13 protein-coding genes and 1 pseudogene are annotated in these 14,652 nt (G+C 66.6%); 6 read left to right on the top strand and 8 right to left on the bottom strand.

Annotated features, from left to right (window positions below):
- Positions 1 to 37: 37 nt before the first annotated feature.
- Positions 38 to 790 carry a GAF and ANTAR domain-containing protein gene (locus MLP_RS09950; RefSeq protein WP_013862943.1) on the bottom strand — a complete coding sequence of 251 codons (753 nt, stop codon included), beginning with the start codon at positions 788 to 790 and terminating at the stop codon, positions 38 to 40.
- Between the two features lie 246 nt (positions 791 to 1,036).
- On the opposite strand from MLP_RS09950, the gene MLP_RS09945 reads away from it, so the two are divergent.
- Positions 1,037 to 1,222, top strand: coding sequence for a hypothetical protein (locus MLP_RS09945; RefSeq protein WP_013862942.1), 186 nt, complete (start codon positions 1,037 to 1,039; stop codon positions 1,220 to 1,222).
- A 153-nt stretch (positions 1,223 to 1,375) separates the two neighbouring features.
- On the opposite strand, the gene MLP_RS09940 is transcribed toward MLP_RS09945, so the two are convergent.
- Positions 1,376 to 1,909, bottom strand: a complete 534-nt coding sequence (locus MLP_RS09940) for a DUF6328 family protein (RefSeq protein WP_013862941.1) — start codon at positions 1,907 to 1,909, stop codon at positions 1,376 to 1,378.
- A 7-nt stretch (positions 1,910 to 1,916) separates the two neighbouring features.
- Complete coding sequence (locus tag MLP_RS09935) at positions 1,917 to 2,756, bottom strand: SDR family oxidoreductase (protein WP_013862940.1); 840 nt, start codon at positions 2,754 to 2,756, stop codon at positions 1,917 to 1,919.
- 323 nt (positions 2,757 to 3,079) lie between these two features.
- Between MLP_RS09935 and MLP_RS09930 the strand changes: the two genes are divergently transcribed.
- Positions 3,080 to 3,880 carry a sigma-70 family RNA polymerase sigma factor gene (locus tag MLP_RS09930; protein ID WP_083843775.1) on the top strand — a complete coding sequence of 267 codons (801 nt, stop codon included), beginning with the start codon at positions 3,080 to 3,082 and terminating at the stop codon, positions 3,878 to 3,880.
- Between the two features lie 404 nt (positions 3,881 to 4,284).
- Here the strand turns inward: MLP_RS09930 and MLP_RS09925 are convergent, their stop codons facing one another.
- Entirely contained in the window at positions 4,285 to 5,076 is a 792-nt protein-coding gene (locus tag MLP_RS09925) for an amino acid ABC transporter ATP-binding protein (protein WP_013862938.1), read from the bottom strand.
- The gene (locus tag MLP_RS27385) at positions 5,073 to 6,578 is read right to left on the bottom strand and encodes an ABC transporter permease subunit (RefSeq protein ID WP_197536536.1); all 1,506 of its coding nucleotides are present in this window, start codon (positions 6,576 to 6,578) and stop codon (positions 5,073 to 5,075) included. The genes MLP_RS09925 and MLP_RS27385 overlap by 4 nt, the downstream gene beginning before the upstream one ends.
- A 240-nt stretch (positions 6,579 to 6,818) precedes the next feature.
- Here MLP_RS27385 and MLP_RS09910 point away from each other — a divergent pair.
- Both MLP_RS09910 and MLP_RS09905 read left to right on the top strand, forming a co-directional pair.
- A pseudogene (locus MLP_RS09910) lies at positions 6,819 to 8,383 on the top strand (sugar porter family MFS transporter).
- A 43-nt stretch (positions 8,384 to 8,426) separates the two neighbouring features.
- The gene (locus MLP_RS09905) at positions 8,427 to 8,846 is read left to right on the top strand and encodes a universal stress protein (RefSeq protein WP_013862934.1); all 420 of its coding nucleotides are present in this window, start codon (positions 8,427 to 8,429) and stop codon (positions 8,844 to 8,846) included.
- A gap of 31 nt (positions 8,847 to 8,877) precedes the next feature.
- Here MLP_RS09905 and MLP_RS09900 read toward each other — a convergent pair whose 3' ends face one another.
- Positions 8,878 to 10,026: a glycerate kinase gene (locus MLP_RS09900; protein ID WP_197536535.1), complete on the bottom strand. Its 1,149-nt coding sequence runs from the start codon at positions 10,024 to 10,026 to the stop codon at positions 8,878 to 8,880.
- A gap of 45 nt (positions 10,027 to 10,071) precedes the next feature.
- Between MLP_RS09900 and MLP_RS09895 the strand changes: the two genes are divergently transcribed.
- Entirely contained in the window at positions 10,072 to 10,758 is a 687-nt protein-coding gene (locus MLP_RS09895; RefSeq protein WP_049804510.1) for a ThuA domain-containing protein, read from the top strand.
- Here the strand turns inward: MLP_RS09895 and MLP_RS09890 are convergent.
- The gene (locus MLP_RS09890; RefSeq protein ID WP_156821105.1) at positions 10,742 to 11,911 is read right to left on the bottom strand and encodes an NAD(P)/FAD-dependent oxidoreductase; all 1,170 of its coding nucleotides are present in this window, start codon (positions 11,909 to 11,911) and stop codon (positions 10,742 to 10,744) included. The genes MLP_RS09895 and MLP_RS09890 overlap by 17 nt on opposite strands.
- 8 nt (positions 11,912 to 11,919) lie before the next feature.
- Entirely contained in the window at positions 11,920 to 13,914 is a 1,995-nt protein-coding gene (locus MLP_RS09885; RefSeq protein ID WP_013862930.1) for a LodA/GoxA family CTQ-dependent oxidase, read from the bottom strand.
- 198 nt (positions 13,915 to 14,112) lie between these two features.
- Between MLP_RS09885 and MLP_RS09880 the strand changes: the two genes are divergently transcribed.
- Positions 14,113 to 14,436, top strand: coding sequence for a PRC-barrel domain-containing protein (locus MLP_RS09880; protein WP_013862929.1), 324 nt, complete (start codon positions 14,113 to 14,115; stop codon positions 14,434 to 14,436).
- Positions 14,437 to 14,652: the final 216 nt, after the last annotated feature.

Here is a 14,652-nt window from a genome sequence, read left to right as displayed (position 1 = left end):
AGTAGTCACGCGATCCCAGTCCGACAAGACTGCCTGGTCAGCTGTCAGGGACCGGGAGCCCGAGAGACTCATTGAGCGCCCGCGACGCGCCCTGACCGTCGGCGGCCGGCGGGATCCCGCCCGCGCGTACGAGATTCTCCGCGAGCTGCCTGAGCTTGACGTTGTAAGTCTGCGAATAGCGCCGCAGCAGCTCGAATGCCTGGTCCAGATCGAGACCGAACCGTTGCATCAAGATGCCTTGCGCCGCTCCGATCAACTGTCGCGACTGGATCGCTGCGGTCAGGTTGTTGTGCTGCCGCGCACCGTAGATCGCTACGCCTGCGTGCCGGGCGAAGATCGTCGCGAGGGCCAGATCGGTGTCATCGAAGGCCTTCGGTTGCAGCGCATAGAGATTGAGGCTGGCCAACGCATCGTCTGCCGGACCTTGAATCCGCACACTGAGCACGGACCGGATACCCGACTCTGCAACAAATCGCGCCCACTGCGGCCAGCGGGCCTCCGCTGTCAGGTCGTCGATGAGGCAGGCATCGGAGCTCCAGATCGCTTCAAGGGAAGGACCTTCGCCCAGCCTGTACTGCAACTCGTCAGCCTGCCGCCCGACCTCGGCAGTGGTAGCCGGGGTCTCGACCTGGTTGCCGGTGCGAACCGAGATGCTGCAGTAGTCACTGGACTCGATCGTCTCGACAGCGAGAGCGACCACCCGATCGAGAGTGGGCTGCTCATGCCGTTCACGCAACAGTTGCGTGCTCAGATCCGCAAACTCCTCGGCATAGGCCAGCTCATCTGCCATCGACCATGTCCCTTCGCTGCCGCGACCCAGTCCCCGGGACCATGATCACCAGGTTAGACGCTCCTGCCCCGCGACGTCTGCTGCTGTCGCCAGTGCTGACCGTACAAGGTCACGTTCCCTGCCTGGTTTGACTGGGCCCTCCGGCGGGTACCGGCCTACGAGGATCGGGCTCGGCAGGCAACCGGCCGGTCCTCATCGGAGCAGGGTTGAGCACGTCGGCGCCCTGCACCACTGAATGGAGGCGAGATGAGCAGAGATCAGAAGTCAGCAACCGAGGATCAGGGCACCCGGCTGGGGGCTCCTGACGATCAGGACGAGTCCGGTGAAGAGGTCGAGGGGCATGCGGCCGACCTGCGCGAGCGTGGCGCCGTGGCTCGACCCCAGGCCGAGGATCCGGCGGCAGTCGAGCCGAGCAGAACACCGAAGGAGTAATCGGTGTATGGCTGGCTCTCAGTTGGGTACAGACCCTCCAACGGATGCGTCCTCCTAGGGTGACACATCGGCCAGGTCCCATCGGTCCAGCTCCACGTGCCGATGGGACCGATCTCTGCACGTCGGGGGTGTGATCGCCGCAGGACTGGGCCTTCAGTCGTGCCCGACTGTGTCGCCTGCCCCGACCTCCGAGTCATGGTCGATCATCCGCGGCACTGCTGCCGCAACCACGATCAGGACCAACACGAGGCCTGCGCCGAGCACCCCGGCCCATCGGCCGACAGCGACATCCAAGACGAGCAGCACGGTGCCGATCACGATGAGTGAGACGCCGACCAGCTGAGCACGCAGCGCACGATGCGCGAACGCGACGATCGAGGGCTTGAGACGGTGCCTGAACAGGGCCCGGTGCAGGTTGACCGGGGCCAGGCCGAGCACGATGGTCACCGCCGCAAGCATCACGAGAACGACATAGACCCCGTGCTCGAACTCATCCAGGGCCACGAAGCGAGCTTGAAAAGGCAGGGTCAACATGAAGCCACTGAGGATCTGCGTCCCGGTCTGAGTGACCCGGAGCTCCTGCAGCAGCTCATTCCAGTTGCGGTCCATCCGCTGGTTCTCGGTCTCGTCGCGGCCGTCATTCGCCACCGCGTTGGCATCGGGCAACTCCGAGGGTTCCACAGCCATGCCCTTCTCACAGGATCGGCCGTCCGCCGGTCACTGCGACCCGCGCACCGGAGATGTAGCTGCCGGCATCGCTGGCCAGCAGTACGTAGACCGGCGCCAGCTCAGCCGGCTGACCGGCACGCCCCAGCGGCGTGTCACTGCCGAAGTTCGCCACCTTCTCCGGTGGCATCGTGCTGGGGATCAGCGGCGTCCAGATCGGTCCAGGAGCCACACTGTTCACCCGGATGCCCTGCTCTCCGAGCAGCTGCGCGAGACTCGCACAGAAGTTGGCGATTGCGGCCTTGGTCGCCGCGTACGGAGCCAGCGTCGGAGAGGGCATGTCGGAGTTCACCGACGAACTGCCGATGATCGATGAGCCCGATTTCATGTGCGGCACAGCTGCCTTGCAGAGATGGAACATCGCCCGAACGTTCGTGTCGAAGGTCCGATCCCATTCGTCATCGGGTATGTCTGCCAGCGACGTGCGTGTCATCTGGTAGGCAGCGTTGCTCACCAAGATGTCGATCCCGCCCAGCTGATCGACCGCTGTCGCGATGACATCGCGGCAATGCTGCGCATCGGCGATATCGCCCTTGATCAACACAGCACGCCGCCCCGCGTCCACGACGTAGCGCTCGACCTCGGCTGCGTCGGAGTCCTCACTCAGATAGCTGATCACCACATCGGCGCCTTCGCGGGCGTACGCGATCGCTACCGCCCGGCCGATGCCGGAGTCCGCGCCGGTGATCACCGCGATCTTGCCGGTCAGCTGGCCGGTGCCCACGTAGCTCTCTTCACCGCAGTCGGGCATCGGCGTCATCTCCGACTGGATCCCGGGAACCGCTTGCTGCTGCTCGGGCTGACCCATGGCACATGCCTCTCTTCGCTTGCGTCCAATGGCAGAGACGGCCTGCCGAGCGGGCAGCTCCGACAGGCCAAAGGCGCCTCTTCTCGACACCTTGAAGAAGCGGATACCCGGACTTCGGGTCGCCCAAACAAACCGACGAAGAGATTTCTCGGCAGCACAGAATGCGCTGGAACTTCTTTCCGCTTTCCCAGGCGCAGGCCTTGTCTCCTCGCTGCAACGCCCGTACGTTGTCAATAACGTGAGTCCTCGAAGACTCCTTCAGGGTGGGTCGAACAGCGCGCCACACCCCTCCAGCACCACTTTATTGCGGAGGTCAGACGCGCATGTCTGCTCCAAGCATTCCTATCCGAAGCCTTGATTCCCAAGGCGCTACCCGACCGGCCGGGGAGAGCCACCAACGAGACAACTCTCAGCAAGACAACTCCCAGCAGGACAGGGACGAACTCGTGTTGCAGCACCTGTGGCTGTCCGACACGATCGCGCGTCGCTTCCGCGGCCGTGGCGAGGATGACGACGATCTCCAGCAGGTGGCCCGGTGCGCCTTGCTGGAGGCAGCCAATCGCTACGAGCCGGACAAGGGCGCGTTCCCCCCGTTCGCCGGACCAACCATCAGCGGCGTCTTGAAGCGCCACTTCCGAGATCACGGATGGGTGGTCCGCCCACCGCGCCAGACCCAGCAGTTGGCTGTCCGGATCACCCAACAGTGGTCGGAGATCGCGCAGGCACATGGTTGCGTACCCACCGACCAGGAGCTGGCTGACAGCCTCAACGAGTCGGTGAGTGACATCCGCGAGGCACGGCGCGCATCCCAGGGCTATCGGACCGTGCCGCTCGACAGTCCCACCTCACCTGTCGCGCACGCTGGTGTCGACGATCCGGGATTTGATGACTGCGATGCCCGGCTGCTGGTTCAGCAGACCTGGGCCCTGCTCAGCCCCGAGGAGCGCAAGCTGCTCCGGATGCGCTTCTGGGAACAGCGATCGCAGTCCGATATCGCCGAACGCATCGGGACCAGCCAGATGCAGGTGTCCCGGCTCCTCTCCCGCCTGCTGAGTCGGCTGCGTCGGCAGCTCGCCGACGACTCGGCCGCCACACGTCAGGCGATGGAGCAGCGCGCCGCCTGACAACGACCCAGGCCCCGGCTGGTGTCCCCCGCCACCCAGCCGGGGTCTGCGCACCGGAGTGCTCTCCACAGCAGACGCTGAAGGCCGCATCCGAGCATGGTGCTCGGATGCGGCCCGCTGTACGGGCTGGATCAGAAGGCGGCGGCCAAGGGCCAGGCCGGACCGGATCCCAGGTCGATCTCAGGTCAGCGTCGATCTCAGGTCAGCTGCATGATGACGATCACCAAGATGATGATCACCAGAATGCCGATGATCGTGCCGATGATGCCGCGGTTCATGATGTCTCCTCGTTGTCGGGGTATGCGGAGGAGATACCCGGCTCACGGCAACGGCAAACGAGCCGGCCCCGACGTAGCGCGGGACAAGGCCCCTGGTCCACGCCTGACCAGGACAGGAAACGAAGCTCAGATCGGGTCGAGAATGCGGTGCAGGAAGGTCCGAGTCCGGGGCTGCTGCGGATTCTCCAGCACCGCCTCAGGCGGACCGCTCTCCACGACCACGCCACCGTCCATGAACAACACCTGGTCGGCGACCGACTGCGCAAAACGGATCTCGTGGGTGACCACCACCATGGTCCAGCCCTCGCCTGCCAGGTCCTTCATCACAGCCAAGACCTCGCCGACCAGCTCCGGATCCAGCGCGGACGTCGGCTCGTCGAACAGCATCAGCTGCGGCCGCAAGGCCAGGGCTCGGGCTATGCCCACCCGCTGCTGCTGTCCCCCGGAGAGTTGGAAGGGATACTGCTCGGCCTTGCTGGCCAGACCGACCCGATCCAACAAAGCCAACGCCTCGGTACGCACCTCGCCCGCCGGTCGGCGCTGCACCAGCAGCGGGCCCTCGGTGACGTTCTGCAGCACCGTGAGATGGGGAAACAGGTTGTGTCCCTGGAAGACCATCGCGCTTTGAGCACGCAGCCGGGCGACGTCCTTCTTGGTCGGCTGCGCACCGTAGTCCACCGAGACATCACCGATCCGGACGGTGCCCGAGTCCGGCAACTCCAGTCCGTTCAAGGATCGAAGCACGGTGGTCTTGCCGGAGCCGGAGGGGCCGATCAGCACCGACACCGATCCCGCCGGTACGTCGAAGTCGATGCCTTTCAGCACCTCGTTGTCGCCGAACCGCTTGTGCAACTGGGTCGCGCTGAGCAGCACACGTCCGCCCTCCAGACCTACCTCCGACACTGCAAAGCCGCTCATCGGGCCACATGCCTTTCCAGTCTGATCTCGACTCGACTCTGAACGAAGGACATCACCAGGCAGATCACCCAGTAGATGAGCGCCGCGACCCCGTACAGGGCGAAGAACTGGAAGGTCGGCGCCGCCACGATCTGTGCCACCCGGAGCAGCTCGGTGACCAGCACCACCGACGCCAACGAGGTGTCCTTGACCAGGGAGATCAACGTGTTGGACAGCGGCGGCACCGCTGTTCGGGCGGCCTGCGGCAGGATGATCCGTCGCAGGGTCGTGGTGTAACCCATGCCGATGGTCAGGGCTGCCTCCCATTGCCCCTTGGGTACGGACAGGATCGCGGAGCGGATCACCTCGGCCGCATAGCCACCCACGTTCAGGCTGAACGCGATGACCGCGGCGGTGAACGAGTTGAAGGTCAGACCGAGCGCAGGCAACCCGAAGAAGATGAGGTAGAGCTGGACCAGCAGCGGCGTTCCTCGGATCACCGAGATGTAGAAGCGCGCAAGCTGGCTCAGTCCCGGGATCGAGGACAACCGCATCAGGGCGACGACCAGCGCGATCGCCAGCCCGAACGTGAAGCTGATCAGGGTCAGCGGGATCGTGGCCTTGATCGTGGCCAGCAGCATCGGACCGATCGACGCCTTGACCAGCTCCCACGTGCTCTGATTCCCTGCTTGGTCCTTGTTCTCCTCGGTGGCCTTGCCGGTGGAGACATCAGTGTCGAAGTACTTCTTCGAGATCTCGGCCAGTGTGCCGTCGGCGCGCAGTCCGTCGAGCGTGGTGTTGATCTTGTCGCGGAGCGCAGTGTCCTCCGGTCGGAGCGCAAACACCTGCTCACTGATGTCGCCGGTCTCGCCCGCGATCTTCACGTCCTTGTCGCCGGTCGACTTGAAGTACTCCAGGGCTGCCAAGTTGTCGTTGACAGTTGCGTCCACGCGCTTCTGCTTGACCAGCGCGACCGCCTGGGCGAAGCCTTCGACCGCCTCGACCTTGGCGCCCGCGTCGGCCGCCACCTTGGCCCAACTGCTGGTGGAGCTCTGCGCCGTGGTCAGCCCCTTCAGGTCCGCCAGCGAGCTGATCCTGGTGTCGTCGGTCCGGGTGATGATGACGCCCGCGGAGAAGGTGTAGGGGTTGCTCAGCGCATATTTCGCCTCGCGCTCGGCGTTCTTGGTGACCTGGTTCGCGACCACATCGAACCGGTCTGCCATCAAGCTGGCGAACAGCGCGTCCCAGGGCGCCTCGACGAACTCGGCACGCACACCCATCTTGTCGGCGACGGCGGTGATGATCTCGATGTCGTAGCCGGTCAGCTTGTTCGTCGCCGGGTCGTGGAAGGTGAAGGGCGAATACGTACCCTCAGTGCCGACCCGTAGAACACCGGTCTGCTGCACTCGGTCCAAGCTGCTCTCCGGCTGCCCGCTCGAGCAGGCACCGGCCACCACTGCGAGCAGCAGACTCACCGTGAGCAGGACTGCCCGCGTCATCCGGCGCGTGACGTGGCGCGGCATTCGCACCCCTTGGTTCCTCAGTGCCCGGCCAGCCCGGGACGACTGGCCGCAGGATATCCCTGGTGTACCACTAGTGAATACCGTCTTACTCTCTGGTGGCCAACTTCCCCTCCCATCCGAATCTTGTTTGCTCGAATGTATTGACATATAGGCAGCAGGATTCGTACGGTGTGACGCACCCAACTAGAGCCCTCTAGACAGACCACCCGGAGGGGTGACATCTGTGGAGCCGAGAAAGGAATGGTCGATGTCGACCTCCCCCCACCCAGGAGTCCGAGTTCGTCCGGAGTACCCGCGCGTGGCATCACCCGTCGGGGTGATCGCGTGAGCGGCCACGGCGCCTCTGCTGCCGAGACCGCCCTCCCACCGCTGGGCACCGGCCCGCATCGGAAACGGATCGGGCTGATCTCCATCGTCGCCTGCTTCGGCGGCCTGCTGTTCGGCTACGACACCGGCGTCTCCAGCGGTGCTGAGGGGCCGATGTCGGAAGAGCTCGGCCTGTCTCTGATCCAAACCGGCATCGTGATCAGCTCGCTAGTCTTCGCCGCCGCCGTCGGCGCCCTCGTCGGCGGCAGACTCTCCGACGCCATCGGCCGCCGGAAGACCATCCTGGTGCTGTCGATCATGTTCTTCGTCGGCGTCGTGTTCGTCGTCTTCGCCCCCGGCTTCGAAGTCGTGGTCGTCGGCCGCACCATCCTCGGCCTCGCTGTCGGCGGTGCCTCCACAGTCGTCCCGGTCTACCTGGCCGAGCGGCACCGTTCGAGATCCGCGGCTCCATCACCGGCCGCAACGAGATGGCCATCGTCGCCGGCCAGTTCGCCGCCTTCACTGTCAACGCCATCCTCAACGCCACCCTCGGCCACGTCGAAGGCCTGTGGCGGATCATGTTCGCCATCTGCGCCCTGCCCGCCATCGCCTTGTTCGTCGGCATGCTGCGGATGCCCGAATCCCCGCGCTGGCTGATCGACAAGGGCCGGCTCTACGAAGCCCTGGTCATCCTCAAGACCATCCGCTCCGAAGAACGGGCCCTGGCCGAGTTCGCCCAGGTCGAACGGGTGGCTGAGGAAGAGAAGGAAGCGGGCAACGACAAGCTCGGCTTCGGCGAGGTCCTGGCGAACCGGTGGCTGCGTCGGATTCTGTTCGTCGGCATCGGCGTCTCGGTCACCCAGCAGCTCACCGGCATCAACACGATCATGTATTACGGCCCGCGGGTGTTGGAGCAGTCCGGCTTCACCGAGTCCAGGGCGTTGGCCGCTGCCACGTTGTTCGGCCTGGCCGCGGTCGTCGGCGGCGTCATCGCGCTGCGGAACATGGACCGGCTCGACCGCCGTACGACCTTCTTCATCGGCCTGTTCCTCACGACGACCTGCCACTGCCTGGTCGGTCTGTCCGGCATTCTGATCCCCGACGAATCCCCGGCCAAGCCGTACGTCGTCGCGATCTTGGTCACCCTGTTCGTGTTGTCGATGCAGTCCTTCCTCAACATAGCCGTCTGGGTCTGGCTGGCCGAGATCTTCCCGCTGTCGATCCGCGGCCTGGCCATCGGCATCTCGGTGTTCTTCGGCTGGACCGTCAACGGCGTCCTCGCCCTGTTCGTCCCCACCCTGTTGGGCGCGCTCGGCACCAACACGTTCTTCCTGTTCGCTGTCATCGGTGTCATCATGCTCGGCTTCCTCTGGCACGAAGTCCCCGAGACCCGCGGCCGCTCCCTGGAGGCCCTCGAAGAAGAGCTCACCTCCGGTGAGATCTACCAGTCCCTGCCTCGCCGCCTGCCCTTCGCCGGCTTCCTCTGGGACCGCAAGTGAACCGGCCCGTCATTCCGACCACACCTCCCGAGAGGCTCAGCCCATGACCATCCTCGCTGCCGTCACCGGCGACCGTGAAGGTCGCCTCGCACTAGCCGAAGGCATTGCCGAGGCTCGCCGGCTCGGCACCGACCTCGTCGCCATCAACCTCAGCTCCGCCACCGTGGATCTGACCGGCATCGACACTGACGGCGTCGCCGCCACCGTCATCGACCACCGGGCCGCGGCCAAGGATGACCCCGCCGACGTCATCCTCGACGAGATCGCCGCCCGCGGGGCCACCCGCCTGGTGATCGGCGTCAAACGTCGCACGCCGGTCGGCAAGGCCATCCTGGGCAGCATGAGCCAGACCCTGCTGCTCAACGCCCCCATCCCGGTTCTCGCGGTCAAGCTCCCCGAGGACGAGATCCCGTCCAGCTTCTTCGACAACCTGCCGGGCGGAATGCACAACGTCACCAGCTGACCACCGTCGGGTCCGACGGCCCGATGGAAGGTCATGCCTGCCGGCCGAGCGTGCTTGCCAGCGCTCGGCCGGCCTCGTGCAGCCAGGTCTGGGGCGAACTCATGGCGGCTGTCGCCGAGCCAGCCAACTCGGTCAGCGACATCGTCGCGGCAAATCGGCCGAGTTCGGCGGTACGGTCGATCCGACCGGCCACCAGACCCACCCGAACGTTCGCCGCCGCTGCGATCCGGGTGACGAGATCCGGAGCCTTGCCGGCCGCCGACTGCCCGTCAAAGCTGCCCTCGCCCGTGATCACCAGATCGGCATCGCGGATAGCCGCCGGCAGGCCGATCAGGTCGCCGACCGCTACGGCTCCAGGTACGAGTGGCGCACCCCAGGCCAGAAGCGCGAAGCCGGCGCCGCCGGCCGCCCCCGCCCCGGTATCGCTGGGGTTGGCGGGAAGCAGCCGCGCCAAGCGTACGAGTGCCGCGTCAACCTCGACGATGTCGTCGGCGGTCAGTCCCTTCTGCGGACCGAACACCGGGGCCGCCCCGACAGGGCCGGTGAGCGGGTTCGTGACATCACAGAGGACCACCACACCGGCCTCGGGAAGTGAGCGGAGCCCGGACAGATCTGCCGCCAGCACACCCGACATACCCTCGGCGCCGTCCGGCACCGGCGCGCCACCGGCCCCGGTGAACCGTGCCCCCAGCTCAGTCAGCATGCCGATTCCCCCATCGGTCGACGCACTGGAGCCGATGCCGAGGACCAGCCGCGACACGCCATGATCGAGCGCAGCGACGATCGCCCGCCCGAATCCGCGGGTATGCGCTGTCCACGGTCGGCGATCGGATCCGAGCAGTTCGATCCCCGACGTGCTGGCGAGTTCCACCACCCCGGTGCCGTCAGGCGCGTCCTCGGTCGGCGGAAGCAACAGCCAGCTCGACTCGATATCGACCCCGGCCGGCCCCGGCACGGTGACTGGCATCCAACAGGCTCCGGGAACCGCTGCCTCGAACGCGTTCAGCGTGCCCTCGCCTCCGTCCGCCATCGGCTTGAGGATCAGGCCGTCACCGGCTCGGACACTCCCCCAGCCGGCGGCGAGCACACGCGCCACCTCGTCCGCGGGAATGCTGCCCTTGAAACTGTCGGGGGCGAAGACCACCGACCATGGTCGGCTGCCGGTTGCTGAGGTAGTCACGACCGGGAGTCTAGAAAGAACGACGCCGGTTGCGAGGATGTGGGGGTGAACCGACTGCAGGCCGTCATCGCGAGTGGCTCCGGCCGTTACCGCGACCCGTGGCATCCGTTCGCGAGAACGAGCGCCCTCCTCTCGGGGCTGCTGGCCGCGGGAGGCTTCACCGTGACGATCGAGGACGATCTCGATCAGGCGATGACCCGGCTCGACGGTGTGTCACTGCTGGTGGTGAACGCCGGCGACCCCTGGCGCAGCGGGCCTCCGGGGCCCGTACCCGCCGAAGCGCTCGCCGGATTCCGCCATGCCGTGCAGCGCGGCATCGGAATCCTGGCCATGCACACTGCACCAGCCACGATGCGCGGCTATCCGGAATGGGCCCCGACCATCGGGGCCATCTGGCTGCCCGGCATCTCCGGGCACCCACCGGCCGCTGAGATCACCGTCACGATCGACGACCCCCGGTTCTCGGACTCGGGGCTTGCCTCCAGTGGCAGCGTCGAGGTCTTCGATGAGCGCTACTGCCACCTCCAGCAACTCGGACCGTCCGAGGTCGTGGGCACGCACACCGTCGACGGCACGACACACCCCGCGGTCTGGCTGCGCAGGGTCGGCCGATCACGCGTAGCGGTGGATCTGCTCGGTCACGATGAACGCTCCTACGAGAGCGAGACCCATCGGGCGCTGATCCTCGGCCTCGTCCGCTGGGTCGTTGATCGAGCTACGGAAGCGCCATAGCGCCGAGCCGGTGACGTCGACGCCAAAAGGTCGAATCAGGCCACCGACGCTCTGTGGCATAGCGGTCGTGGCAGGCAATCAGATACTGCGCGAAGGTGTGGTCGATCAGTTCCGCGTACCCCGACAAGGCGTCCGGCCGTCCGCCGAGCTGCTCACTGATCGCGGCACCGGCGTAGAAGCCGGCGCCCAGCGCGGCCTCCACACCGTACGAGGACAGCGGGTCGAAGCACACGGCAGCCTCACCGACGGCCAGCCAGTCCGGACCGGCCACCGACCCCAATCGACCGACGTAGGCCGGTCGGATGCGCGGTGCCGGCCACGGCTGCGGACAGCCGGTGGCGCGGAGCCGCTCCGAGGTCGTCGGAGCGTAGGCCAGCGGCAGCTCTGCGAACCGCCAGGGACGACGCAGCGTCTCGGCAAGCAGATCGGCGTCGGTCAAGAACGCCACGACCAGCTGCCGGCTCGGCAGCCCCAACGAATACCACCAGCCGCCAGGAACAGCCTCGACCACCGTGGCCGACCCCGGATCCGCGGCCGGCAAGGACCGGGCTGAGACGGTCTGGGCTGGGAGGGTCTGGGCCGGAGGACTCGGAAGATAGCTGAGCGAGCCCAGCAACCGGTCGTAACGGAGCCTGCGTGCTCCCAGCAATCGGGCCACTCGCGCTGCCCGCCCGGAAGCGTCGACGACCACCCGGGCCGTCCAGCGACGTAGGCCCCCGGCGGTGCTGGCGTGCAGCGCCCAGCCGTGTGAACCCACCCGGACGCAGTCCGCCACACGAGTGCCCCAGTGCCATTCGACGCCGGTCTGCCGGGCCGCGTTGGCAAGTTCCGATTCAAACGCGAGACGGTCGATCCGCCAGCCGACGCCGCCGACCCCGAAGAGGAAGTCGCGTTCGATCAGCTCCGGCGAGCCCCAGCGGGAGCTGACCCCGTACGACGGCAGCGCCGCCCGGCGCACCGCCGCGTTCAGACCCAACCTGGTCAGGATGGGGTTGATGCTCGGCGGCAGGCTCTCGCCAGGCTTCCAGCGCGGTCCGGGCGCCGCTTCGAGCAGGACGGTGCGTACGCCGAGTCCGACCAGGGTGATCGCGGTAGCCACGCCGGCCGGTCCGCCACCGACTACGACGACGCCGTCGGGTGCGGGATCGCTGATCGCAGGTCCTACAACTCGCCGCGACCGAGGAGAAGCCGCTGAACGTCGGGCGGCGTCGCGTCTCGCTCATCGACCAGTCTCTGCTCAGCCAGCTCCACCGCCTCGAGCGCCCCTTCGGCGGAGACCTGGTCGGTGGCGAGAGCGGTGTCTACCGCAGGGACATCACCGGCCGGCAGACCGAGGATGCGTTCGGCCAGCTTGACCTGCTCCCAGGTCGCGTCGGCAGCGGTGAGGCCTGGGTCGAGAGCCGTCTCCACCCACAGGGTGTCCGGGATGCCTTCAGCGGCCAGATCCGCGGGCCCGGGCCGCGGCGCGACGATGCCGAGTTGGTGCCACCGAGCGATGTTGTCGTTGAGCCGCTTGGAGTTGGCGGGTCCGAAGAAGCGCAGCCAGTCGAGCCGCCGGAACAGGTGTTTGAGCCGCTGAGTCGTGGGCAGACCGGTGTCCAGGGCGCGCTCGTACGAGCGCTCGCTGAGCACCTGGTTGGGGACCCGCGCCGCCCAGAACGACGGCAGCGGCAGATAAGTGCCGATCTCGTAGCCCGCCAGGCAGCTCGCCTCGTCGGTCTGCCAGGGCACCCCGAGCCACCAGGTGAGGGTCCCCGGCGCGGTCGAGGAGACGACGCCGGCGGCGCCGAGGGCCTCCGCGGGTGTCAGGGTGACGCCGTAGTCCATGGTGGGCTCCTTGCCCTCGGCCAGCAGCTTCAGCCGAAAGGGGGCGTTCCACATCGAGGCGACTCGCAGCGGCCAGGTCAGCTCGATTCCCGGGTGGAACGGACCACCCAGGCAGCTCTCCAGGTTCGCCTCGTCGAGCGCTCGCGGCTGGTTGGCCACCGGATAGCCGGCCAACGTCGCTGGACGGGTACGACTCGCGGGATCGGGGTCGAAGTCGCCGGCCGCCCAGCGTTTGAGCCAGCCGTATTGAGTCGGCGTCACCGCGAGGTCGTCGGCCCCGAGGTTGCGGTAGTTGCCGAAGGCATCGCCGTAGAACGGCGGCAGCTTGACCGGCTGCTGTTTGCCCCAGGCTCCGGCCGGGTCGCGGAACCACCCTGCGTACGCCGTCCGTAGCGCCTTTGAGGCTGACCCTGGGTCGGCCAGCTTGGCCAGCAGGTCGGGCGTTGTCAGATGACTGGGGCTACCGGGCCCGAACAGCATGTCGGCGCCGCCATTCACCCAACCACTGCCGACCAGGCGTTCGAGCATCGGGTAGATGTGTCGCCAGAACGACGGCTTGGCCGGCGGCTTGAACCCGAAGGCCGGCGTCCGGCAGAAGAGGTCGTAGACGACGTCGTACATCGTCACCACGCCGTAAAGCCCTTGGCCGTAGTTGGGCGGAGTGACCACGACCACAGCCGGCTCGGCCTCGAACGTCTTGGTCCCGATCTTCACAGTGGCGCGCACGGTCCCGTCGGAGGTGTCGTCGTGCCAGCCGTCATTGTTGGCGAACGTGGTCGCCGGCTGGTCGAGGTACGACGCCGAGGCGCCGAAGCCGCCGAGCACCAACAGCCTGCCCAGGTTGTCGGTCCGCACCTCGCCGAGCCGCACCTTCGTGCCCATGAACTGACCTGAGTCGAACCGGTACGCGGTGCCCTTGATGCTGCGCCCGGTGATCGACCGCGAGCCGGGATCGATGATCAGCTTCTTCCTGGCCGCTCCGGTGATGCCTGCGTTGCGTCGAGGCGCCACGAGCGCGTACTTCGAGCCCAGGTCCATCGCGTTGAGAAACTGATACCAGGCCGCCTTGCGGTTGGCCAGATGCACCCGCCAGGCCACCTCGCCGACGTCGGCGGTGACCTCGCGCACCACAGCACCGTCTTTGTCGAGGCCGTAGACCCGGAACCGGGCCGCCTGTCGCTTGATCCGTCCGGCGGCGTCCTTGAACCCGCCGGTCGGAGCAGGCACCTGACCGGGTGCCTCGGGGCCGACGTAGTACTCCGTCGGCGCGTTGCCGACTCGCGCGATCCCGATTCCGGGGTGAATGACACAGCGAACGATCTCGGTCATACATCCGCCTCACACGAAAGTACGCGATCAGAAACAAAGTCTTTTCGGGAAGGGTAGCTGACCGGCTTCGTCGTCGCGCATCGGCCGGTCTCGAGCCACAATCATCCGCCGAACGGCCTTTACGCGACAAAAGCTGTTGGGTATCGTCGATAGATCAACCACCCACCGGGGGCGTGTGACGAGACCGGAGGAGGAACGATGCTGAACCGTGAGCAGGTTGATCAACTGTTCGATCACGAGGTGTACAGCTCGCAGGGTGAGCGAATCGGCAGGGTCCGACGGGTGTACGCCGATGACATCTCAGGCGTACCGGATTGGATGACGGTATCGACCGGCCTGTTCGGGACCAAAGAGACCTACGTGCTGCTGACGGACGCCGAGATCGAGGGCAAGCGGGTGACCGTGCCCTACACGAAGGAGTCCGTCAAGCACGCTCCGAACGTGCCACCGGAGGAGCATCTGTCGCCAGAGGAGGAGCGGGAGCTGTGCGGCTACTACAGCCACCCCGACCACACCCCCTGACACGAGGCATCGGGAGCCCCGGCGAGCCCGCGCAGCGCAGCCGGCGCGGCCGGGAGTGCAGGAGCGATCTGGAACGACACGTCTCTCCGTCGTTCCAGATCGCGACGAACGAGCGGCCTTATGGCGCCGGTGAGCAGCGCAATCTATCCCGCGCAGCGCAGCCGGCGCGGCCGGGAGTGCAGGAGCGATCTGGAACGACACGTCTCTCCGTCGTTC

This window comes from Microlunatus phosphovorus NM-1 (assembly GCF_000270245.1).
In the GTDB taxonomy this organism is placed as follows: domain Bacteria; phylum Actinomycetota; class Actinomycetes; order Propionibacteriales; family Propionibacteriaceae; genus Microlunatus; species Microlunatus phosphovorus.
Note: the sequence above shows the minus strand (reverse complement) of the source record. Positions and strands in the feature narration are given on the sequence as shown.